The organism is Devosia lucknowensis, from assembly GCF_900177655.1.
Lineage (GTDB): Bacteria > Pseudomonadota > Alphaproteobacteria > Rhizobiales > Devosiaceae > Devosia > Devosia lucknowensis.
Genome location: NZ_FXWK01000001.1, coordinates 122,027 through 143,093, shown reverse-complemented (window position 1 = coordinate 143,093; position 21,067 = coordinate 122,027). Strand labels below are relative to the sequence as shown.

The 21,067-nt window shown below is 64.7% G+C and carries 21 protein-coding genes, 2 tRNA genes and 1 pseudogene; 8 read left to right on the top strand and 16 right to left on the bottom strand.

Annotation, left to right across the window (positions count from 1 at the left end; genetic code table 11):
* Positions 1 to 58 precede the first annotated feature (58 nt).
* The 4 genes from CCK88_RS00720 to CCK88_RS00705 all read left to right on the top strand — a co-directional run bounded on the left by CCK88_RS00720 (position 59) and on the right by CCK88_RS00705 (position 2,727).
* Positions 59 to 985 (top strand): histone deacetylase family protein, encoded by a 927-nt coding sequence (locus CCK88_RS00720; protein ID WP_086468647.1) that lies wholly within the window; start codon positions 59 to 61, stop codon positions 983 to 985.
* A 31-nt stretch (positions 986 to 1,016) separates the two neighbouring features.
* A complete protein-coding gene (locus CCK88_RS00715; protein WP_086468646.1) occupies positions 1,017 to 1,268 on the top strand; it encodes an exodeoxyribonuclease VII small subunit in 252 nt (83 codons plus the stop codon).
* Positions 1,269 to 1,393: 125 nt separating this feature from the next.
* Positions 1,394 to 1,993, top strand: coding sequence for an SCO family protein (locus tag CCK88_RS00710; protein WP_086468645.1), 600 nt, complete (start codon positions 1,394 to 1,396; stop codon positions 1,991 to 1,993).
* The gene (locus CCK88_RS00705) at positions 1,990 to 2,727 is read left to right on the top strand and encodes a TlyA family RNA methyltransferase (RefSeq protein WP_086468644.1); all 738 of its coding nucleotides are present in this window, start codon (positions 1,990 to 1,992) and stop codon (positions 2,725 to 2,727) included. The genes CCK88_RS00710 and CCK88_RS00705 overlap by 4 nt, the downstream gene beginning before the upstream one ends.
* 16 nt (positions 2,728 to 2,743) lie before the next feature.
* Here the strand turns inward: CCK88_RS00705 and CCK88_RS00700 are convergent, their stop codons facing one another.
* The 3 genes from CCK88_RS00700 to uxaC form a co-directional block, all read right to left on the bottom strand.
* The gene (locus tag CCK88_RS00700; protein ID WP_170926303.1) at positions 2,744 to 3,250 is read right to left on the bottom strand and encodes a CAP domain-containing protein; all 507 of its coding nucleotides are present in this window, start codon (positions 3,248 to 3,250) and stop codon (positions 2,744 to 2,746) included.
* A 5-nt stretch (positions 3,251 to 3,255) separates the two neighbouring features.
* On the bottom strand, positions 3,256 to 4,104 hold the full coding sequence (locus CCK88_RS00695; protein WP_170926302.1) for an aminoglycoside phosphotransferase family protein: 849 nt from the start codon (positions 4,102 to 4,104) through the stop codon (positions 3,256 to 3,258).
* Between the two features lie 120 nt (positions 4,105 to 4,224).
* A complete protein-coding gene (gene uxaC, locus CCK88_RS00690; RefSeq protein ID WP_086468641.1) occupies positions 4,225 to 5,643 on the bottom strand; it encodes a glucuronate isomerase in 1,419 nt (472 codons plus the stop codon).
* A gap of 218 nt (positions 5,644 to 5,861) precedes the next feature.
* Here uxaC and CCK88_RS18325 point away from each other — a divergent pair, with 218 nt between their 5' ends.
* The gene (locus CCK88_RS18325) at positions 5,862 to 6,023 is read left to right on the top strand and encodes a hypothetical protein (protein WP_170926301.1); all 162 of its coding nucleotides are present in this window, start codon (positions 5,862 to 5,864) and stop codon (positions 6,021 to 6,023) included.
* 210 nt (positions 6,024 to 6,233) lie between these two features.
* On the opposite strand, the gene CCK88_RS00680 is transcribed toward CCK88_RS18325, so the two are convergent.
* From CCK88_RS00680 to CCK88_RS18315, 12 genes and pseudogenes are all read right to left on the bottom strand, one after another.
* On the bottom strand, positions 6,234 to 8,078 hold the full coding sequence (locus CCK88_RS00680; RefSeq protein ID WP_086468639.1) for a putative bifunctional diguanylate cyclase/phosphodiesterase: 1,845 nt from the start codon (positions 8,076 to 8,078) through the stop codon (positions 6,234 to 6,236).
* 107 nt (positions 8,079 to 8,185) lie between these two features.
* The gene (gene pyrC, locus CCK88_RS00675; RefSeq protein ID WP_086468638.1) at positions 8,186 to 9,217 is read right to left on the bottom strand and encodes a dihydroorotase; all 1,032 of its coding nucleotides are present in this window, start codon (positions 9,215 to 9,217) and stop codon (positions 8,186 to 8,188) included.
* A 118-nt stretch (positions 9,218 to 9,335) separates the two neighbouring features.
* Positions 9,336 to 9,411, bottom strand: a tRNA-Phe gene (locus CCK88_RS00670).
* Positions 9,412 to 9,717: 306 nt separating this feature from the next.
* Positions 9,718 to 9,894: a DNA gyrase inhibitor YacG gene (yacG, locus tag CCK88_RS00665; RefSeq protein ID WP_086468637.1), complete on the bottom strand. Its 177-nt coding sequence runs from the start codon at positions 9,892 to 9,894 to the stop codon at positions 9,718 to 9,720.
* Positions 9,894 to 10,532, bottom strand: a complete 639-nt coding sequence (locus tag CCK88_RS00660) for a Maf-like protein (RefSeq protein ID WP_086468636.1) — start codon at positions 10,530 to 10,532, stop codon at positions 9,894 to 9,896. Before CCK88_RS00660 ends, yacG begins: the two co-directional genes overlap by 1 nt.
* A 106-nt stretch (positions 10,533 to 10,638) precedes the next feature.
* On the bottom strand, positions 10,639 to 10,857 hold the full coding sequence (gene infA, locus CCK88_RS00655; RefSeq protein ID WP_046103343.1) for a translation initiation factor IF-1: 219 nt from the start codon (positions 10,855 to 10,857) through the stop codon (positions 10,639 to 10,641).
* Positions 10,858 to 10,932: 75 nt separating this feature from the next.
* Positions 10,933 to 11,370, bottom strand: coding sequence for an arsenate reductase/protein-tyrosine-phosphatase family protein (locus CCK88_RS18870; protein WP_280173820.1), 438 nt, complete (start codon positions 11,368 to 11,370; stop codon positions 10,933 to 10,935).
* Between the two features lie 39 nt (positions 11,371 to 11,409).
* Positions 11,410 to 11,892: pseudogene (locus CCK88_RS18865) on the bottom strand (UPF0262 family protein); the annotation flags it as partial.
* An 8-nt stretch (positions 11,893 to 11,900) separates the two neighbouring features.
* Positions 11,901 to 13,193 (bottom strand): histidinol dehydrogenase, encoded by a 1,293-nt coding sequence (hisD, locus tag CCK88_RS00645; protein WP_086468635.1) that lies wholly within the window; start codon positions 13,191 to 13,193, stop codon positions 11,901 to 11,903.
* A 10-nt stretch (positions 13,194 to 13,203) separates the two neighbouring features.
* Entirely contained in the window at positions 13,204 to 13,635 is a 432-nt protein-coding gene (locus CCK88_RS00640) for a DUF2948 family protein (RefSeq protein WP_086468634.1), read from the bottom strand.
* A gap of 401 nt (positions 13,636 to 14,036) precedes the next feature.
* Positions 14,037 to 15,329 carry a UDP-N-acetylglucosamine 1-carboxyvinyltransferase gene (murA, locus tag CCK88_RS00635; protein ID WP_086468633.1) on the bottom strand — a complete coding sequence of 431 codons (1,293 nt, stop codon included), beginning with the start codon at positions 15,327 to 15,329 and terminating at the stop codon, positions 14,037 to 14,039.
* A 127-nt stretch (positions 15,330 to 15,456) separates the two neighbouring features.
* Complete coding sequence (locus tag CCK88_RS18315) at positions 15,457 to 15,630, bottom strand: hypothetical protein (protein ID WP_170926299.1); 174 nt, start codon at positions 15,628 to 15,630, stop codon at positions 15,457 to 15,459.
* A 120-nt stretch (positions 15,631 to 15,750) separates the two neighbouring features.
* Here CCK88_RS18315 and CCK88_RS00630 point away from each other — a divergent pair.
* Positions 15,751 to 15,825, top strand: a tRNA-Thr gene (locus CCK88_RS00630).
* A gap of 43 nt (positions 15,826 to 15,868) precedes the next feature.
* On the opposite strand, the gene CCK88_RS00625 is transcribed toward CCK88_RS00630, so the two are convergent.
* Entirely contained in the window at positions 15,869 to 16,456 is a 588-nt protein-coding gene (locus CCK88_RS00625; RefSeq protein WP_086468632.1) for a response regulator, read from the bottom strand.
* A 59-nt stretch (positions 16,457 to 16,515) separates the two neighbouring features.
* Between CCK88_RS00625 and CCK88_RS00620 the strand changes: the two genes are divergently transcribed.
* Together CCK88_RS00620 and CCK88_RS00615 are read left to right on the top strand one after the other, a co-directional pair.
* The gene (locus CCK88_RS00620) at positions 16,516 to 18,120 is read left to right on the top strand and encodes an MASE1 domain-containing protein (RefSeq protein ID WP_170926298.1); all 1,605 of its coding nucleotides are present in this window, start codon (positions 16,516 to 16,518) and stop codon (positions 18,118 to 18,120) included.
* Positions 18,121 to 18,228: 108 nt separating this feature from the next.
* On the top strand, positions 18,229 to 21,030 hold the full coding sequence (locus tag CCK88_RS00615; protein ID WP_140048843.1) for a flagellar hook-basal body complex protein: 2,802 nt from the start codon (positions 18,229 to 18,231) through the stop codon (positions 21,028 to 21,030).
* Positions 21,031 to 21,067 lie beyond the last annotated feature (37 nt).

Sequence of the window (21,067 nt, the reverse complement as noted above, 5' to 3'; positions counted from 1 at the left end):
TGTTTGACAACAGGTCCTGCCCGCGTCAAGACGGAGCATATCGCTCCAGGAGAGAGCCGTGACGACATTGCTGGTCAGCCAACCCAATTTTGCCGATCACCAGACGCCCGAGGGCCACCCCGAAAGGGCCGACCGCATCCGCGCTGTCGAGGATGCCCTCAAGGGCATGGATTTTGCGGCGCTGAAGCGGCGGAACGCGCCGTTCGGCGACCTGATGCTGGCCGAACTGGTGCATGACGCCTCCTATCTGGCGCGGCTGCGCGACGCCCGGCCGGCCGAAGGCATGGGCCAGATCGACACCGACACATTTATTTCGGACGGCTCGATGGACACGATCGCCACGGGCCTCGGCGGGGCGCTGTCGGCGCTCGACGCCGTGCTGCTGGGCGAGGTCGACAACGCCTTCTGTGCCATTCGGCCGCCCGGGCATCATGCCGAGATTGCCACGCCCATGGGCTTTTGCCTCATAAACACCGTGGCCATCGTGGCCCGCGAGGCGCAGCGGAAATATGGCGCGGAACGCGTGGCCATCGTCGATTTCGACGTGCATCACGGCAATGGGACGCAGGACATCTTCAAGGACGATCCGACCGTCTTTTATGCATCGAGCCACCAGATGCCACTTTATCCGGGCACCGGCGATCCTGCCGAGACCGGAGTGGGCAATATCGTCAATGCAGCCCTGCCGGCGCATTCGGGTACGTCGGCGATGCAGGCGGCCTATATCGAGCGCATCCTGCCGGCACTGGAGGCCTTCGCGCCCGATCTGCTGCTGATTTCGGCCGGGTTCGACGCGCATGTCCGCGACCCGCTGGCGCAGCTGGAATGGGTGGACGAGGATTTCCGCTGGGTCACGGGAAAGTTGATGGAGGTGTCCGAGCGGCGCTGCGGCAACCGGATTGTGTCGCTGCTCGAAGGTGGCTATGACCTCAGGGGCCTTGCCGGGGGTGTGCGACAGCATGTCAGCACCCTGCAGGGCCGCTAGCACGAATATAGTCTAAACGCGCGGGGACCGGATGGCCGACACTGCACATGACGATGTGAAATCGCTGAGCTTCGAGGCCGCGCTGGAGCAGCTCGAACAGATCGTCGCCAAGCTCGAGAGCGGCCGGGCGCCACTGGCCGAATCCATCGCCATCTACGAGCGGGGCGAAGCGCTGAAGGCGCATTGCGAAATGCTGCTCAAGACGGCCGAGGCGCGTATCGAGAAGATCACGCTCAACCGCGACGGCAAGGCCGTGGGCACAGAGCCGCTCGACGCGAATTGAAGCCTTTTTTGACCGTCATCACCGGGGCTGTTCCGGTGCTGCACGCGGATGGATTGCCCGGACGAGCCGGGCAATGACGATGCGGGGAGAGATTTTCTCCCCCGACCCTGCCGAGTATCCTACCCATGACGACCAACAAGACTCTTCGCAATTTCCGCATCGTGCTGTGGGTGCTGGTGGCGGTGGCGGCACTCGGCGCGACCGCTCTTTATGCCTTCCGGCCGCCGCAGCGACCCCTGGGTGTCACCGGACAGGACTTCGCGCTGGCTTCCACCAAGGGCGGCACGTTTACGCAGAACGACCTGCAGGGAACGCCGAGCCTGGTGTTCTTCGGCTACACATTCTGCCCGGACGTCTGTCCCACAACCCTGGCCGAAACCACGGCCTGGCGTGCGCAACTCGGCCTCGACGCGGATGACCTCAGGATCATCTTCGTGACTGTCGACCCGGAGCGCGATACGGCCGAGGCCGTCAAATCCTACGTCGAAGGGTTCGATCCGAGCGTCATCGGTCTCGTCGGCGACCTCGACCAGACGGCGAAGGCCAAGGCTGCGTTCGGGGTGTTTTCGGAGAAGTCGGGCGACGTCGACAGCGAATTCTACCTCGTCGACCACACGGCGCTGACATTCCTGATCGGCGCCGATGGCCGCTTCCAGGGCACGATCGCCTATGAGGAAGCCAGCGACACGGCGCTGGGCAAGATCGAACGACTGGTGAAGGGTTGAGTCGTATCCGGCTCGACCTGGCGCTGGAACAGCTCGGGCTGATGCCCAGCCGGGCGCGCGCCCGCGATGCCATCCTGCGCGGCACCGTATCGGTGAATGGCGAACCTGCCAGGAAACCCAACCAGATGATCGGCGAGGACGACGTCCTCGTGCTTGACGACCCGGCGGCCGGCTATGTCTCGCGGGCGGCGCTCAAGCTGATCGCCGGGCTCGAAGCGGGCAACGTCGATGTCGATGGCAAGGTTTGCCTCGATGTCGGGTCTTCGACCGGCGGCTTTACCCAGGTGCTGCTGGAGCGCGGAGCGGCGCAGGTTTTCGCCGTCGACGTGGGACACGACCAGCTGCATGCAAGCCTGCGGAACGAGCCGCGCGTCATCAGCCTCGAAGGCACCAATGCGCGGGATCTCGACCGGGATCTCATCCCGGGTGCGATCGACCTCGTCGTGTCCGATGTCAGCTTCGTTTCGGTCACCAAGGTGCTGTCGGCGCCGCTGGCGCTTTGCAGCGACAGGGCGGACGCCGTGATCCTCTTCAAGCCGCAGTTCGAGGTGGGGCGCGAATTCGTCGGCAAGGGCGGGATCGTGACCGATGCGGAGGCGAATGCGCGCGCCATGGACGCCGCGGTGGCGTTCGTCGAGGGGGCCGGGTTCACGCTGCGGACCAAGGTCGTATCGCCGATTGCCGGCGGCGACGGCAATGTCGAGACGGTGCTGGTCTTCAGACGCGGTGTCTAGGCGCCCGGACAGCGCATCAGATCCGCGACCAGGCCTCGAACGGGCCGCCGGCGATCAGCGCCCAATAGAGTTTTCCCGAACCGGTGCGCGAGAAGGCGAGGCCGAATTCGGTGAAGCGCGTCGACAGCAGCGTATTGCGATGGCCTTGCGAAGCAAGCCAGCCTTCGATGGTGGCCGGCAGGGTCTTGTAGCCCTTGGCGACGTTTTCGCCGACGGCCAGCTGGTACCCTGCCTCGGTGACGCGCTGGCGCAGCGTGACGCCGAGATCGTGGCTCAGCGTATCCTTGCTGGCCATGAGCCGCGCCTGCGAACGGGCCGCCGTTTCAAGTGCGGGATTATAGGTCCAGGGGCCCGCACCATTGGCGCGACGCACGGCGTTGATGGTCGAGACGATCTGGTCTCGCGTCAGATCCTCGGGCCGGTCCGACACCTTGGCCGGCAGCGGCGGAATGGTCGAGGCGCAGGCCGAAAGGATCGAGGCCGTACCGAGCAAGAGGACTGTCCGGCGGGTAAACTTGGTCATGGGGGTCAGGCCTGATCGTATGCGCTGAGCAGATTGGGGAGGCAGGCGAGAACGCCGGTGATCGGCTGGCCATCGGCGAGATCCCAGCATGCGGAGAGGGCGGCATGGGCGGCGGCCCAGCCGAGCAGCCGCTTGCGCGGATAGCCGAGGCGCTGCGACAGGATATCGACCCGGGCGGCGATGCGCTGCGGGTCGGCGGCCATGTTGTTGGCATTGATGGGATTGATGAAGACGTTGGCCAGATCGTAGCTGGGATCGCCGTAGACGCCCTTGGGATCGATGGCGAGCCAACCGCGATCGGATGACAGGATGTTGTCATGGTGCAGGTCGCCGTGGAGCGGCACCTGTGCGGTGGGTCGATCGAAAAGGCGAAGCGCTATGCCGCTCGAGCGGGCATAGAGATCGCGCGCAGTATGGGGCCATGAGCGGACATCGGAATCGAACAGGGGCTGGAAGCGCTCGCGCAGCGGCTGCAGGGCCGGCAGATCGCCCTCGCGCGGGCGATGGAGATTGGCCACCAGCGTGGCAATGGCGATGGTGGCTTCCTCGTCCCGGCCGGCGCGGGCAGCATCGCCGAGCGTGCCGCCATCGAGCCATTCCATGAAGATGGTATTGCCGTGGATATCGAAGACGGTGGCGGCACCATCACCGGCATACCATTGCAGCAGTTGCGCGCCCCTGCCCTCTTCACTCTCGACCGCCGGCTTCAGGATCTTCAGCGCGGCCTGATTGCGGCCGTTCTGTTCGACCTTGAAGATCCAGCTGCGCGGGGTTTCGGCCACCGGCGTGGACTTGGTCAGTGACCAGCGGATCAGGGCGCGGCTGAGCGCGGTTTCGACGGGAGACTGATTCATCATGGCGCCATTAGAGCAGAAGCGGACCGGCGATTCGACGGTTGTGTGCTGGGTGGCGCGAGAAGGTGATGGAAGTGAGGCGGTTCTCCCTCTCCCACAAGGGGAGAGGGGTGCCGCAAATCACTGGATCTTGTAGGCGTCCTTGGCAGCCTGGTAGCTCAGGTGGACGGCGATGTCCCGGGCGGCAGACTTGCTGATGCGGTTCTCACCGACCCAACGACCGAGGAAGCCGCAGACTTCGCGACGCCACACATCGTGCCGGGCCGGAATGGAGAGCAAGGCGCGAGTGTCGTCGTTGAAGCCGGCGAGATTGTAGAAGCCGGCGGTTTCGACGACCTGGTCGAGATAACGGCGAATGCCCTGCGGGCTGTCGTGGAACCACCAGGGCGGCCCGATGAGCAGGCTCGGCCAATATCCGGCCATCGGGGCGAGCTCGCGCGCATAGGTGGTTTCGTCGAGCACGAACATGATGAGCCGCAGGTTCGGCTCGTTGCCGCAGCGACCCAGCAGCGCCTTTAGGCCGCCGACATAGTCGGTGGGCCCGGGAATATCGGCGCCCATGTCGGGGCCGCGTTCGCCAAAGGTGACGGGATCAGTATTGCGGCGCGATCCGGCGTGGAGCTGCATGACCATGCCGTCCTCGACAGAGAGCAGCGCCATTTCTGTCATCATCTGGGCGCGGAACAACTCGGCGTCGGCGGCGTCGTGGCGGCCCGCCATCACCTTGTCGAGCAGCGCCTGCTTTTCGGGCGCCGACAGGTCCGCCGTATTGGCGGTGGGGACGCCATGATCGGTGGCGACGGCGCCGAAGCGGCGGAAATATTCGCGCCGCGCACGGTGGGCGTTGATGAGACCGGCCCAGGAGCTGACATTCTCGCCGGTCAGCTCACCGAAGCGCTGCAGGTTTTCGACGATCGCGGGACGGCTGGGGTCGCACACGTCGTCGGGCCGATAGGTGGTCCTGACCCGGCCGATGAGCCCATGGTCGGCCATGGACTGGTGGTGGGTAAGCGGATCGAGCGCGAATTCGGTCGTGGCGATCACCTCTACCTTGAAGCGGTCGAGAATGGCGCGCGGCAACAGTTCGGGCGTGGCGAGCTTGGCGTCGATGGCATCGTAGATGCCGTCAGCCGTGGCGCCTGACAATTCCTCGGTGATGCCGAAGACGGCATGCAGGGAATGGTCGATCCAGGTCCTCGAGGGCGTGCCGACGAAGAGGTGATAGTTCTCGGCAAACAGGCGCCAGGCCGTGCGGCCGTCTGCCTCCACGGGCTTTCCGTCCTTGCGCGGAACACCCAGTGCGTCATACGAAATGCCACGGCTCTTGAGCATGCGCAGCACGTAGTGATCGGGCGTCAGGAACAGGGCCGTGGGGCTGGCGAAACGCCCGTTCTGCGCGAACCAGGCCGGATCGGTATGCCCATGAGGACTGACGATAGGCAGGTCCTTGACCGCAGGATAGAGATCGCGCGCGATCGACTGCGCGGGCTCGGAAGCGGGAAACAGGCGATCGGGGTGGAGATGGCTGGGCTGGGTCATGGCAGGGTTGTGCCACGTTCGCCATGCGGTTTCAATATCTACCATACAAGATGCGAATGCGCGGCATTTGAAACAAATTAACCGCGTTCGAAAGCTTGGGTTTGGCCGGGGCGATGCCCTGCGTACACTTTGAGGGCAAGGGTGAGAAACAGTCCAGCAAGGCGGCTGCCCAGAGGCACCAAGCGTTCGCAAGGACGCCGCATGAGCGGGGCGAGGCCATGACACATCTTTCTTCCGACCGGTACGATATCGAGGCGATCAAGCGCAGCGCGCGGCTCGGCGGGCATGTGCACAGGGCGCGCGCCATGGTGATTGCAGCAGTGCTCTCGGCCTTTGGCCTCGTGGCCGTGGCGGCGACCGTGTTGACGAGTGTTCTCTGACCGGCACTTGAAGCGGGCGCAGAAGCACCTATTTAACGTGACAAGGATGCAGCGCTGCCCAATGGGCCCGGCGCGTTTCCCGAAAGCTCGGCGCAAAACCGGCATGCAGGGCGCGGTCCCTCCCCAGCGACCTGTAGCGTCGGCGCCAGAGCCAAAGGCCCGGACCTCTCCCCCAGAGGTCCGGGCCTTTCTTTTTTCCCGAGGCTTTTATCAGCCGGTGGCTCGGCTCCGCCGCGGCACGGGGTTCTTCTGGCCGAAGAGGCGAAGCAAACGCGTGACATCGGTGGCTGGTACAGGCCGCGAGAACAGGTAACCCTGTCCCATCTGGCAGCCGAACTGACGCAACACCGCCACCTGGCCACTGGTTTCAATGCCTTCGGCAACCACGCGCATATCGAGGCGCTGGGCGATTTCCAGGATGGCCCGGACGACGACCTCGCTGGGCTGGTCGCCACCAAGCTTTTCGACGAAGGAGCGATCGATCTTGATGACATCCACCGGGAAGCTCAAAAGGTGCGTGAGCGAGGCAAAGCCGGTGCCGAAATCGTCGAGTGCGACGAGAATGCCTTGGGCGCGCAGGGCCTCAACCGCGTGCGGCACCGACTGATCGGAGCCGCCCATGAAGACCGATTCATTGACCTCCAGCACGATGTGGCGAAGCGGAACTTTCTCCGCCGCGAACAGTGTTCCGATCCGCTGGGCAAGGTCACCGCGGGCAAAATCGCCGGTCGTCACATTGACCCCGACATGCTGGAACGGAATGCCCTGATCGAGCCAGTAGCGCACGTCGCGGGCGACCTGTTCAAGCACCTTGCCGGTCAGCTGATAGGCGATGCGCGGGTCGTCGAGGCCGGCATGAAAGGCACCGGCGGAGACAACGCTGCCATCGGGCATGATCATGCGCGCAAGGGCCTCGAGCCCGATGATCTCGGCCGAATCCAGCCGGACGATGGGCTGGTAATGCACGATGATGCGATCTTCGGACATGGCCTGATCGAGCTGCCGCACCGTCGCGATCCGCTCGACGATGGCGGTGCGCAGATCGGGGCGAAAGCCGACATAGCCGCCGCGATGGGTCTGCTTGGCCTGATAGAGCGCGAAGTCGGCGTTCTGGCACAGCGTGTCGGCATCCTCGGCATCGACATGGAACACGGCGCCGCCGAGCGTCACATGCGCATCGATGCTCTGATCGCCCATCGTGACCATGCCCGACACCGCTGCGAGGACACGCTGGGCCACCTGTTCGAGCCCGGCGTGATCCTGACAGCCGCGCACCAGCATGGCCATCTCATCGCCGCCCAGCCGACAGGGCATGATATCCGGGCGGCAGCTGGCGAGGCGGAGCGCGATGGTGCGGATCAGGGCATCGCCGGCGGCGTGGCCGATGCTGTCGTTGACCAGCTTGAGGTGATCGATATCGAGCAGCAGCAGGCCGAATGGCTTGCCCTCGAGCACATGCTCGGCCAGCCGCGCGTTGAACTGGGCGCGATTGGGCAGATCGGTCAGCGCATCGTAATAGGCCAGATGGTGGTTGCGCGCGTGAACGCGCTCATGCTCGATGGCGAGGGCCAGGAGCCGCAGGCACATCTCGACGACCTGACGTTCGAAATCGGTGGGGCCGCGATTGGCGCCGTAATAGAACGCAAAGGTGGCGACCACCCGGCCATGGGCATCCGCGATCGGGCTCGACCAGCAGGCGCGCAGGCCGAGCGGCAGCGCCAGCTGCGCATAGTCTTCCCAGAGCGGATCATTGGCGATGTCGGTGACCATCACGGGCGCATTGCGCCATGCAGCGGTTCCACAGGAGCCCGCCTTAGGGCCGATGGACTGGCCTTCGATTGCGGTGGAGAATTCGTTCGGCAGGCCGGGCGCGGCCAGCGGATGCAATTGACCCTGCTCGTCAACAAGAAGGATGGAGCAGAGGACCCCGGAGGCAACCGCCTCGACGCGGCTGCACAGGATGGCCCCGACTTCGCTCAGTTCGCGTCCACGCGCGACCGCCTCCAGGACTTCCGTCTGAACGCGCAGCAATATTTCAGTATCGCCGGCAAGCATTCTCGACCCTCATCCACTTTCGATGCTACACTAAACTTGAGCATGTAAAAGGAGCGTACGCTCCTCTATACAATTTTGCTCAAAAGCGCAAAGTGGATGATGGAGATTTACTGCTCCGTCCACTCCACATCGGTCCCGCCAAAAAGCGGAAAGATCTCATCGGATTCCACCGCGACGGTAGCGGGAACGGCATGCGGCACCCGTGCATAGGTGACGCGCGTTTCGCTAGGCGCGAAACCGTAGAAGGCCGGACCGTTGAGCGAGGCAAATACCTCGAAACGATCGAGCGCACCGTCTTCGTCGAACACCCTGAGATAGGCTTCGACGGCAACCGGAGCACTGAACACGCCGGCGCAGCCGCAATCAGCCTCCTTGAGCCGGCGCACATGCGGGGCGGTATCGGTGCCCAGAAAATAGTGGGGCGAGCCGCTGGTCGCCGCCTTGCGCAGGGCCTCCTGGTGGCGGGCACGCTTGAGGATGGGCAGGCAATAGAGATGGGGGCGCAGGCCGCCTTCGAACAGGGCGTTGCGATTATAGAGCAGATGCTGGGGCGTGATCGTCGCGGCGACGTTGCTGCCGCGGCTGGCGACGAATTCTGCGCCTTCCTGGGTGGTGATGTGTTCCATCACCAAGCGCAGGGCGGGATGCCGGTCGAGGACAGGGATCAGCACCTTGTCGATGAACAACTTTTCACGGTCGAAGATATCGACATGCGGTCCGACGAGCTCACCATGGGTGAGCAGCGGAATGCCGGCTTCGGCCATCGCGGCAAACACCGGGTCGAGCGCATCGACCGAGCTGACGCCATGCTGGGAATTGGTGGTGGCATGCGCCGGATACAGTTTTGCGGCCGCGAAGACACCGTCGCGATGCCCTGCCACGAGATCGGCCGGATCGGTGTGATCGGTCAGGTAGCATGTCATCATCGGCGTGAAATCGACACCCTCGGGCACTGCGGCGAGAATGCGCTCGCGATAGGCGGCCGCCATTTTCGCCGTCGTCACCGGGGGCACCAGATTGGGCATGACGATGGCGCGGGCAAACTGGCGCGCCGTATAGGGCACCACTTCGCGCAGCACCGCACCGTCGCGGAAATGCACATGAAGATCGACAGGGCGGCGGAAGGTCAGCGAAGTCATGTCAGCTCCCAATGGTCGGTTAGGCCATACAAGATATGGAGCGGATGATGGAAGGCCAGAGTGCAGAATGTGCACGCGCGTGACGTGGGACGTATCGTCGGCGATGTGGGGAAAGTGGTGGTGCCCAGAGCCGGAATCGAACCAGCGACACGCGGATTTTCAATCCGCTGCTCTACCAACTGAGCTATCTGGGCATCGGGCCGTTGCGGCGGGTGCCGCGAGCCACGGGCCTTATAGGGGAACGGTTTTTGCCGCGCAAGCGGGAAAAGACGGTGTGGATAAAGCGTTTGCCAATCTCTTGCGCGCGCCGGCGGACCTGCCGCAGGAGGGCGGTGCGGACTGCCCCGGCAGGGGGCAAGGCCCTGCCCGGATTCCCACGTGTCGGGCCGATTTGCGGGCGAGAGAGGCCATTGCGTCCGCGAGAGGCGGTACGGCGACACGCGACACGGTCGCGCCGGACCCTGCGGTGCGGCGCTGAAGCTGCTGTCGCCGGTGTGGCGCTAGTTTTCGTCGTCGAGATCCGGGAGCGGCTCGTCGTCCCGTGCCGGGATGACGTAATTGCCCGAAAGCCAACGGTTGAGGTCGACATCGGCGCAGCGCTTCGAGCAGAATGGCTTGAACGCCTCTACGGCAGGCTTGCCGCAGATCGGGCATGGCTTTTGCGCGGTATCGGCCATCAGACGCCCGTCAGGCTCGACTGGTTGAGCCAGTTGAAGTGGACGGGATAGCCCTCGCCCGCCAGAAGCTGCGTAACTTCGTTGAGCGGCAGGCCGACGACGCCCGAATAGGAGCCGACGAGCTTGACCACGAAGGACCCGGCAATGCCCTGGATGGCGTAGCCGCCGGCCTTGTCGCGCCATTCGGCACTGGCAAGGTAAGCCTCCATCTCCTTGTTGGAGAGGCGCTTGAAGCGAATACGGGTTTCGACGAGGCGATGCCGGCGCGCGCCCGAGGGCGTGATCAGGGTCATGCCGGTATAGACCCGGTGGGCGCGGCCGGACAGCAGCCGGAGGCAATCGGACGCCTCTTCCATGGTTTCGGCCTTGGGCAGGACGCGCCGACCCACCGCCACCACCGTATCGGCCGCCAGCACCAGCGAATTGCTGCCAAAGCCCGCGACGTCTGCCTTGTGGCGCGCCGTCAGGGCCTTGAGGTCGGCCAGGCGCTGCGCGAGCTTGCGCGGCAACTCACCCTTTTCCGGAGTCTCGTCGACATGCGCCGGAACCAGATGCTCGGGCTCGATGCCGATCTGGTTGAGCAGCGCCAGCCGACGGGGCGAGGCCGAAGCCAGAATCAGGTCGGGACGGCCGGCCATTTACATCGTGCTCCTGGATAGTCCGGGCCCTTCGCATGGCTCAGGGCGTTCATTGCTCAAAACGATCCAGCAGATCGTTCTGCCCGCCCCGAAAGGCGGTCGCGCCTCACTTGAAGCGGTACGTGATGCGACCCTTGGTGAGGTCGTAAGGGGTCATCTCGCACAACACCTTGTCGCCGGCGAGAACGCGAATGCGGTTCTTGCGCATGCGACCGGCCGTGTGGGCGATGATCTCATGATCGTTTTCGAGCTTCACGCGAAAGGTCGCATTGGGAAGCAATTCGGTGACCACGCCCGGAAATTCGAGCACTTCTTCCTTGGCCATACTTTCTCCTGAGAAGGCCCCATGCGCCATTGTTGGCTGGCCGGGGCCGCAAAATCGGGCGGAACCTACTTCAATTCATTGGTTTTGTGAACCACCGGAAACGAGAGGCTCCAAACGCTCACGAACGCGGCGCCGCAGATCGTTGCGCAAGCTCCGGTAGGCGTCGAGAACGAGGGTGCGATTGCCCTCCACCAGCGACGGATCTTCAATCGTCCAATGTTCGATGGCACCGGCTTCCAGGCCTTTGCGGGCCACGGCACCGGGTGCATCGTCCGACAGGGTGATGACGAGATCGAAGTGGTTGGCAACCAGTTCATCCAGGATATGGGGCGTGTGCACGCTCATATCAATGCCCACCTCCTCCATCACCTCGTGCACGAACTGGTCGGCCTTGCCGCCGTTGACGCCCACCGAGCGAGCGATGATGCGGCCCGGAAAGGCCTGACGCGCCAGGGCGGCGGCAATGGGCGAGCGCACCGAATTCATGGAGCAGACGAAGAGGACCGAGGGCAGCTCGCTGGTCGCTTCGTCGATGCGGCTGGCATAGGGCTGGACGGCGCAGATCAGGGTGAAGAGGCGCCGCGCGGTATTGAGATCGAGGATGATCTTGTTGGTAAGGCGGGTGCGCAGCAGTTCGGCCGCCTCGTTGTGCATGCCGCGCCGCGCCATGTCGACGGTCTCGATCTGGAACGGCTGGGCCGATCGGATGGCCTCGTAATAGGCGTCGCGAATGCGGAAATAGTCGCGGATGAGCCGGCGAAACGGGGTCAGCGACAGGTAGTGCGCGGCGATGGGCTGGAACGTCTCGGGATTGCGGACATCGAGCAGGATATAGTTGCCGATGATCGACATATGCAGGGCATAAGGCCCTTCGGCGCTCACCCGGTCAGGCTTGAAGCTGTTGTCCTCGAGCAGGTCGAAGATGGCGATACGCCATTCATGCACCTCATCGGGATTGATCGAGGTGATGGTATTGGGATCGAGCGTGACGGTGACCAGCCTGTTCCTGTCGGTCGCCGCCGGCGCTGTGCCCATGGTGATGCTCACCGGTTGAGCCGGATGGAGATGGACCGGCCGTGGCCATCGAGATCCTCGACACCGGCAATGGTGACGGCCGGCTCGGCCAGCGCCGAGAGCGCCGACGGCGTGCAGCCCAGCAGCGAGGTACGCTTCATGAAATCGAGCACGCCGAGACCCGAGGCGAAGCGGGCCGAGCGGGCGGTGGGCAGCACGTGATTGGAGCCGCCGACATAGTCGCCGATGGCTTCGGGCGTGTGATGGCCGAGGAAAATCGCGCCGGCATGGCGGATTTTCGGCACCAGCTCTTCGGGCGCGTCGGTGGCGATTTCGACATGTTCGGAAGCGATGCGATTGGCGAGGCCGGCGGCCTCGTCGAGCGAAGCCACGATAATGATGGCGCCAAGCTCCTCCCAGCCATCGCGAGCAAGCTGCTGCTTGGGCAGGAGTGAGAGCTGGCGATCCACTTCCCGCTCCACGGCGTCGGCAAGGCGCGCATCGGTGGTCACGAGGATGGATTGGGCCCCTGCCCCATGTTCGGCCTGGGCAATGAGATCGGCGGCGACCCAGGATGGATTGGCCGAGCTGTCGGCAATGACCAGGACTTCCGACGGTCCGGCGATCATGTCGATGCCGACCTGGCCGAACACCTGGCGCTTGGCGGTCGCGACAAAGGCATTGCCCGGGCCGGTGATCTTGTCGACGCGCGGAATGGATGCCGTTCCATAGGCCAGCGCGGCCACCGCCTGCGCACCGCCAATGCGATAGATTTCGGTGATGCCGGCAATCTGGGCAGCGGCGAGTACGGTCGGATTGATCGCCCCATCGGGCGTCGGCACGACCATGGCAATGCGACCGACCCCGGCAACGCGGGCGGGAACGGCATTCATCAGCACCGACGACGGATAGGAGGCGAGGCCGCCGGGCACATAGATGCCCACCGCATCCACAGCGGTCCAGCGGGCACCCAGCGTCACGCCCAGCGCATCGGTATAGACATGGTCTTCCGGTTTCTGCTTTTCGTGATGGACCCTGATGCGATCATGCGCCGTCTGCAGCGCAGCGCGCACGTGGTCGGGCACCTCAGCGGCGGCGCGAGCGATTTCTTCGGCGCCGAAGGCGAGGGTGTCCGGCGTGAGGCTGGTGCGATCGAACCGGTTGGTGAGCTCGGCAACCGCCACGTCCCCGCGCGCCCGCACATCGGCGATGATGGCGGCGACGGCGTCGTTGACGTCCTTGCTGGATTCGCGCTTGGCGCCGAGCAGGCCGGCGAAAAGCTGTTCGAAATCGACCTGGGCGCTATCGAGGCGAAGGGGCATGCGGAGACTTTCAGTCGAGACTGTGTGTGGGCCGGGCGGATGCAGCCCAGGCGGCGCCGAGATCAGCCAGGCGCGCTTCGATGTAATCCACCGAGAGGCGCACCGTGCCGCCGCCGGCAAAGCGCAACTCGATGATGCCCGAGGGCGCGTCGGTGGTGACGAAGCCGATGGCCAGGAGCTCGACCACGCCTTCGGGCGCGGACGGATCGAAGCCGGCAAAGGCGGCATGGGTCACACCACTGAAATGCAGCGCGGCCCGCTTGCGAACACCCTTGCCGCGCGGCTTGTCGGCCGCCCAGTCGAAGCGGTTCATCAGCAGGGCAAAGCGCTTGTCGGCCTTGGCATAGCCCATGTCGGCGGTGCGGATGATCGCATCCTGCACATGGGCAGAGATGATTTCGAGATCTTCGGTATCAAGCGCAATCAGCTTGAGATCGGTCATGAGCGAGGCCCTGTTGGGTGGCGATGACCCTATCTGGTCACGACACTTTTGATCTACAAGTTTGCGATGGCGGGGGCAATGCGGCGCATGGAAAACCCTGACACCACCGGGAAAGGCCCCGGTGGCTATAAAGGCGTGGCCGGGATGGTGCGTGGCGGGGCACCCGCCCTGCGCGCTGCCACTCAGGCATAGCTTCGTGGCCTTCTCGCCTCCAGTCGCTCCACCGGAGCGACTGACCCTGCGGGACGGATCGAAGTCTTCGGGCCTGGAGCGCGAAAATCGCCCCACTGGGGCGATTTTGCCTTCGGCAAGCTACAGGTACCCTGCCCTGCGAGCATAGCTCTCCGGGCCTAGAGCGCGAAAATCGCCCCACTGGGGCGATTTTGCCTTCGGCAAGCGCTCTAGCCCGCGACCCGTTCGATCTCGGCGCCGCAGCGGCTGAGCTTGTCCTCGAGGCGCTCGAAGCCGCGATCGAGGTGATAGATGCGGTTGACCACGGTTTCGCCCTTGGCGGCGAGGCCGGCGATGACCAGCGATACCGACGCGCGCAGGTCGGTGGCCATGACCTGGGCCCCCTTGAGCTGGGGCTTGCCGGTGATCGTCGCCACCTGGCCGTTGACGGCGATATCGGCGCCGAACCGGGCGAGTTCGGCTACATGCATGTAGCGGTTCTCGAAAATGGTTTCCCGGATATGGCTGACGCCCGAACTCATGGTCATGAGGGCCATGAACTGGGCCTGGAGATCAGTGGGAAAGCCGGGGAAAGGATCGGTGTCGACGTCGACAGGCTGAATGCCGTTGCCATTGCGACGCACCCGCAGGCCCTGGGCCTCGGCCGTGAGTTCCACGCCGGTGCGAGCCAGGATATCCAGCGCCGACTGCAGATGCTCGGGGCGCGCGCCCTTGAGCAGCACGTCACCGCCGGTCATCGCCGCAGCCATGGCGAAGGTGCCGGTTTCGATGCGGTCGGGAATCACTTCCACGGTGGCGCCGTGGAGTTTCTCGACACCCTCGATGGTGAGGGTCCGCGTGCCGATGCCGGAAATCCTGGCGCCCATGGCCACGAGGCATTCGGCGACATTGGTGATTTCCGGTTCCTGCGCGGCGTTCTCGATGACCGTCGTGCCCCTGGCGAGCGTCGCCGCCATCAGGATGGTGTGCGTTGCGCCCACCGAGACCTTGGGAAAGCTCACCGTGGCGCCGACGAGACCGCCGGCCGGGGCCCTGGCCACGACATAGCCCTCGTCGATGTCGATCTCGGCGCCCAGGGCCTTGAGGCCATAGAGGAAGAGATCGACCGGGCGGGTGCCGATGGCACAGCCGCCGGGCAGCGACACGCGGGCCTCGTGGCAGCGCGCGAGCAGAGGCCCGATGACCCAGAACGACGCGCGCATCTTGGATACGAGATCATAGGGCGCGGTGGTATCGACGATGTCGGCGGCATGAAAGGTCATGCGCTGGCCGACCACGTCGTCCTCGCCGCGGCGACGGCCATGCACGGCGATATCGACGCCGTGATTCTCGAGGATGCGCTCGAGCTGCTTGACGTCGGCAAGACGCGGCACATTGGTCAGGACCAACGGCTCCTCGGTCAGCAGTGACGCGATCATCAGCGGCAAGGCGGCGTTCTTTGCGCCGGAAATGGGGATTTCGCCCCGCAGTTCATTGCCGCCGACCAAACGAATACGATCCATAAGAAGTCCTCAAAACTGGCCCCTGGGGCCTGCTACCTGGTGGGAGGTAGGCGAGGTCTTCGTTGCCACGTAGGCCAGACCAGCCGTTCTCTAGAAATGGGTGCGAACAGAATCGCCCGAAAATGGTTTACGGTTTCTTGTCCGTGCCCATGTCGGTGGCCGCCTGGTCGATTACCGACGCCGGCGCCGGGGTTTCACCCTGTGCCCGCGCCTTTGCCTGATCCTTGCGGCGCTTCAGGTTCTCACGCAGCTTTGCGGCCAATCTTTGCTCGCGCACCTGGTTCTGCTCCGATTTGCCCATACTCTGGCCCGTCGATTCCGTCGGGGCGGTTGATAGGCTGTTTTTGGTCTTGCGTCGAGTGAGGCACTATGGCAAAGGAGCCCCCGTCGCCGCGCCGGATCACCGCGCAATTGCGAAAATGCTGCCGTAGCTCAGTGGTAGAGCACTCCCTTGGTAAGGGAGAGGCCGACAGTTCAATCCTGTCCGGCAGCACCATTTTCCCTTATGGTCATGCCTATCAACGTTGTAACGCGTTGCGTCAGCTGCGGACCATGGCGGCGTATTGGGTGCGGTTGGCGGCGCCGGATTTCTTGAGGATGCGGCGGACGTGGACGCGGGCGGTCGCGGGTTCGATGCCGAGGCGCTCGGCGATGACCTTGTCGGGATTGCCCTGGGCGAGCAGCAGCGCCACCTGGCCTTCGCGTTCCGACAGGCCCATGAGCGGTGCGGTTTCGAGCAGTTCGGGCGGGACGAAGCGCTGGCCGGCCATCATCAGGCGCAGGGCGTGGATCAGGGTCGCCGGTGGCAGGGATTTGGGGATCCAGCCCAGGACGCCCTTGGCCAGTGCCGAGCGCACGACGATGGGATCGGTATTGCCCGAAAGCATGGCGATGCGCACCGTGCCATCCACGGCGCGGATCGAATCGATGCCCTGGAGCCCGTCGAGATCGGGCATGGCATAGTCGAGCAGCACCAGGTCCGGTGCGCCGTCAGAGACGATCGCGTCCAGCGCCGCCGCGACGGAGTTGACGGCCCTCACCTCCAGCGCGGGATCGATGGATTTCAACAGATAGTGCAGCGCCTCGCCAAACATGGCGTGGTCATCCGCCACCAAAATGCGCATCATCGGCTCGCTCTCTCCCCGGAAGCGTCTAGACGATGGGGCATTTCCGGCGTGGTGTCAGCATGTTAAAGGCCATATTCACAGCCAAGCCTGTCCGGTTCGTCGCCCTCGTGGCGCTGTGGCTGGCCGGGTACAAGCTGGCGACCATGCTCGACGTGTTCCGGCCCTATTCGAGCCTGTGGTTCCTGCCGGCGGGCGTTACCCTGTCGATCTTCCTTGCGGCGCCGGGCTGGCTCAAGGCCGCTCCCTTCGTGGCTAACCTCTTGCTGGTATCGCCCGAATTCAGCCAGGTCTTCGTCGACAGCAATGGCGGCGCGCTGACCCAGGCGCTGCACGCCATACGTCACTGCGGCATCTATGGCCTCGTTGCCATCCTGCTGCCGCGGCTTGCCGAAGCGCGCTGGCCGGCGCCGACCGTCAAATCGACCCTGACATTCGTGGTTCTGGTCGTCATCGCGGCGGCGCTGGCAGCGGTCAGCGGCGTGACCCTGCATGTCTGGGCCGGCAACATGAGCTGGCAGACGGCCTGGAGCATCGTCGTGCAGTGGGCCATCGGCGATGCAGTCGCCGCCCTCGTGCTGCCACCGATCCTGGTGCCGGCGCTGCGGCGGCTGCTCGGACGTGACCGTGCGGCCCCCGCGGCGGCCTCCGGATGGCCCTTGCATCTCTTGGTGGTGATCGCCGCGCTGGCGATCGGTTCGCAGGCGGGACTGCTCAATCCCGATCTGGGCAGCCTGTGGTACCTGACGCTCATCCCTCCGATCGTCGCTGGCGTGCTGAGCGGGTTTGCCGGGGCGGCGATCAGCGTATTCTTCACGAGCCTTGCAACCCCGGTGGCGGCCTATCTTCTGGCCTATGGCGGGGAAATGATCGCGTTGTCCCTGCTGCTGACCATCGGCGCGGCAGCGGCCCTGCTGATCGGCGCGGCCGTTTCGGAACAGCGGGAAGCCCTCGCGGAGGTGATCGCGGAACGCGCCAAGCTTGAAGACACCGTCACCGCGCGGACGGCCGAGCTGGCAGACGCCCACGAGTTCCAGCGCCATCTGGTTCGCTCCCTCGGACACGACCTGCGCCAGCCGCTCCACACCATCGCGATGCTTGCCGAAGGCATGGCCTTGCGGGCCAGTTTCGACGAACAGGCGCTCGGACAACTGCGCAGGATCGCCGGAACGATGAGCGGCGTGCTTGATGGCATCCTCAACTATGCCCGCTTCGACAAGGCGCCCGCCGCGCCCAATCGCGGCGTGGTAGGGATCGAGCGGCTCTTCGCGCAACTCGAGGCGGTCTATGCGCCGATTGCGGCACATCGCGGCGTGACGCTGCTGGTCCGGAGCTCGGATGGGCTGCTTGTGACCGACGAAACGCTGGTGCTGCAGGCTCTGTCCAACGACCTCGACAATGCGATCCGGTTGAGCCAGGCCGGCATGACCGTGACCATCCGGCATGACCTGCGCGCGGATGGGGATGCGCTTCTTGTCGACGACACCATCGAGAGCGAGCTCGCCGCGGCTCCGGGGGCCGCCGGTTTTGGCCGCGGCATCGTCGCCCGCATCTGTGCGCTGCTCGGCGCCGAACGGATCGAGGGGCCGGGGCAACACGGATTGCTGCTTCCCCTTTCCCTGCCCCGGGCTACACCGGATGGTTGCGCCGATACGTCAAATTCGTAGCCCGCGTTCCCCGCAAATCACCACATCTTGCGATTGACCTCGCGGGCACGAGCGTTTGCGTATTGTCGCCGGCGCTTTCCCGGCCAGGTCATCTTACCGGGGGATCGCGTGGGTATTTATGGGGCTCTTTCCAGTGCTGTGACCGGGCTCAGGGCCCAGTCGCACGCCCTCGAAAACATTTCGGGCAATATCGCAAACTCCCAGACCACCGGCTACAAGCGCGTCGAGACGAGCTTCGTCGACCTCATCCCCGATGCGCCGCTCAAGTCGCAGGTACCCGGGGCAGTGCTGGCCCAGTCGCGCGCGACGAACACCATTCAGGGCGACATTCAGACCAGCACGACCGAGACCTTCATCGCGCTCAACACCAACGGCTTTTTCGTCGTGGAGCCCAAGGTCGGGCAATCGGACGGCAATGCGGTCTTCGCGGGCTCCAATTTCTATACGCGCCGCGGTGATTTCCAGATCGACAAGGATGGCCTCCTGGTCAATGGCGCTGGCTATTATCTCAAGGGCCTCGACATCGACCTCAAGACCGGAAACATCTCGGGTTCGGTGCCGGGTGTGATCCGGCTGTCCAACGCGTTCCTGCCGGCCAATGCGACGCGGATCATCGAGTATCAGGCAAACCTGCCGCAACTGCCCAAGACGGCGAGCTACAAGGCTACGCAGCCCCATAGCGAGCTGATCAAGCCCTGGACCTACGCCAACCCGTCACCCCTGCCCGCCTATCCGCAGGCCGAGGGCGTGGACCTGCCCAATGCCGACGTGACACTGGTGCCCGCGCGCGCCTTCGGCACATCGCCGCTCAACGGGACCGAGGCGGCAGCGACCCTTGTCGACGACGGCGACCGGTTGACGACGACGATCGGCGGATCGACCTACAATCTCTGGTTCGATACCGACGGAAATCCCAATTCGGCGGTGCAGTACTCGGCCAGCGTAGGATCCGATCCGTTGCCCCCGCAGGTGCATTTCTCGATTGCCGACAGCAATCTCGGTTCGCTGCACGCCAACGACGACCTCTACATCGGCTCTGTCCACATTCCCTTCAGCTCGGGTGGTTTCGCGCCGACCAAGGCAGGTTTGCAGCAGGCCATCGAGACCGCTCTGGGCCCGGATTATTCGGTGTTTTTCGAATATGCGACCGTGAATGGCCGCCAGCTCATCGAGCTGACCTATCCCTTTGGCGCCACGCCTGCCAGCACCGTCACCGGCACGAACCTCTACTTCGAGAGCAGTGCGCCGCAATCTTCGGGAAGCTCTGCGCAAACCCAGCTGACGATTTCCGAGCACGATATCGTCGGCCTCCATCGCAGCGCCGAACCGTTCGAAATCGGCGGCATCGCCATCGGTTTCTCGGCGCCGGCATATCCGGCCACCAAGGAAGGTTTGCTGGCCGCGATCACCGACGCGTTCGCCGCGTCGGCACCTGCGGGCACGACGGTTTCACCGGCCGTGCCGATTGCTCCGGCGACACTTCCGGCCGGGCCGTTCAGCGCGACCATCACCTATCCCGCGGGCGCCCGGACGCCGGATACGGTGGTCGGGGGGAGCAGCACTGTTGTCGACGCGACGGGCGATGTCGACACCGTGCTGGCCAGCATGGAGGCGCAGTTGCGCGACCTGACGGGCGACGCGACGCTGTTCGTGAAGCTGGTCAACGAGCGCATCACGGTCTCCTCCGGTCACAACGATCCCGATCCGCTCCAATTTGTCAGCGCGCGCGCCGGCGGCATGGCCGGCGACATTCTGGGTCTCGATCCGGGTCCGCATGCGGCCATTCCCGGCAGCGCCATGACGGCCCTCAACACCTATGCCGATCTCCTGGTCAACGACAACGACACACTGGTGGTCCGGATCGGGGATGAGGAGCACACGTTCAGCTTCGATACCGATGGACGGCAGACGCCGGCGGCCGGGGAGCACGAGATCAATGCCAGCGGATCGCTGGCCGAGATGCTGGCCTCCCTGCAGGCCGGCCTCCGGGCCCACGGCGGCTGGGCGGCGGCTGCGGCGACGGTGTCCTACGGACCCGAGGGCATCGCCATCGGCTTTCCTGGCAACTACTATTACGACGTCACCATTTCCGGCTCCGCTTCGGCTGCAAACAAGCTGGGCATAGCAGGCACCTATCCGGCAGCCACGGGCGGATTGCCCTATATCACCGCGGCCGATGGCAATCGCTTTCTCAACGAAAGCATCGAAGGCGGCGCCGTGACGGCCTATGCCGAAAATGGCGCGCCGGTGAATGTGCAGATGCGCTGGGCCAAGCTCGACAGCGGCGCAGCCGACGGCCTCGATACCTGGCACCTCTACTATCTCGCCGACAGCAAGGCGACCGGCGGCAGCCCGATGTGGATGCGGGTGGACCAGGACTATGTTTTCGGCACCGATGGGTCGCTGGTTCCCCCTGGCGTGCGCGAGGTGACGATCGACGATTTCCGCGTCGGCGGGGTGTCCATCGGCAAGGTGACGCTCAAGCACGAGGGCGGCATGTCGCAGTTTGCCGATGTCAACGGAACCGTCTCGGTGTCCAAGCTGACGCAGAATGGCTATGGGGCCGGAGAGTTCCTGTCCGTCGCGATCACCGATGCGGGCCGCGTCGTCGCTACCTATTCCAACGGCGAGCGGATCGAGATGGCGCAGGTGGTGACCGCCCAGTTCAACGGCGCCAACCTGCTCAAGCGTCTCGACGGCGGCGTCTACGAGGCCACTTCGGAGTCGGGCGAACCGATCCTCGATCTCTCCGGGTCCGGCATCATCGGTGGCGCCCTCGAGGCCTCGAATACCGATATATCGGACGAGTTCACCAAGCTGATCGTGACGCAGCAGGCCTATTCGGCCGGCACGCGGATCGTCAGCGTGGCAGACGAGATGCTGCAGGAAGCACTCAACATGGTGCGCTAGCCTCCGGCAGAGTTGCCCTCGCCCCGGAAGCAGCGCT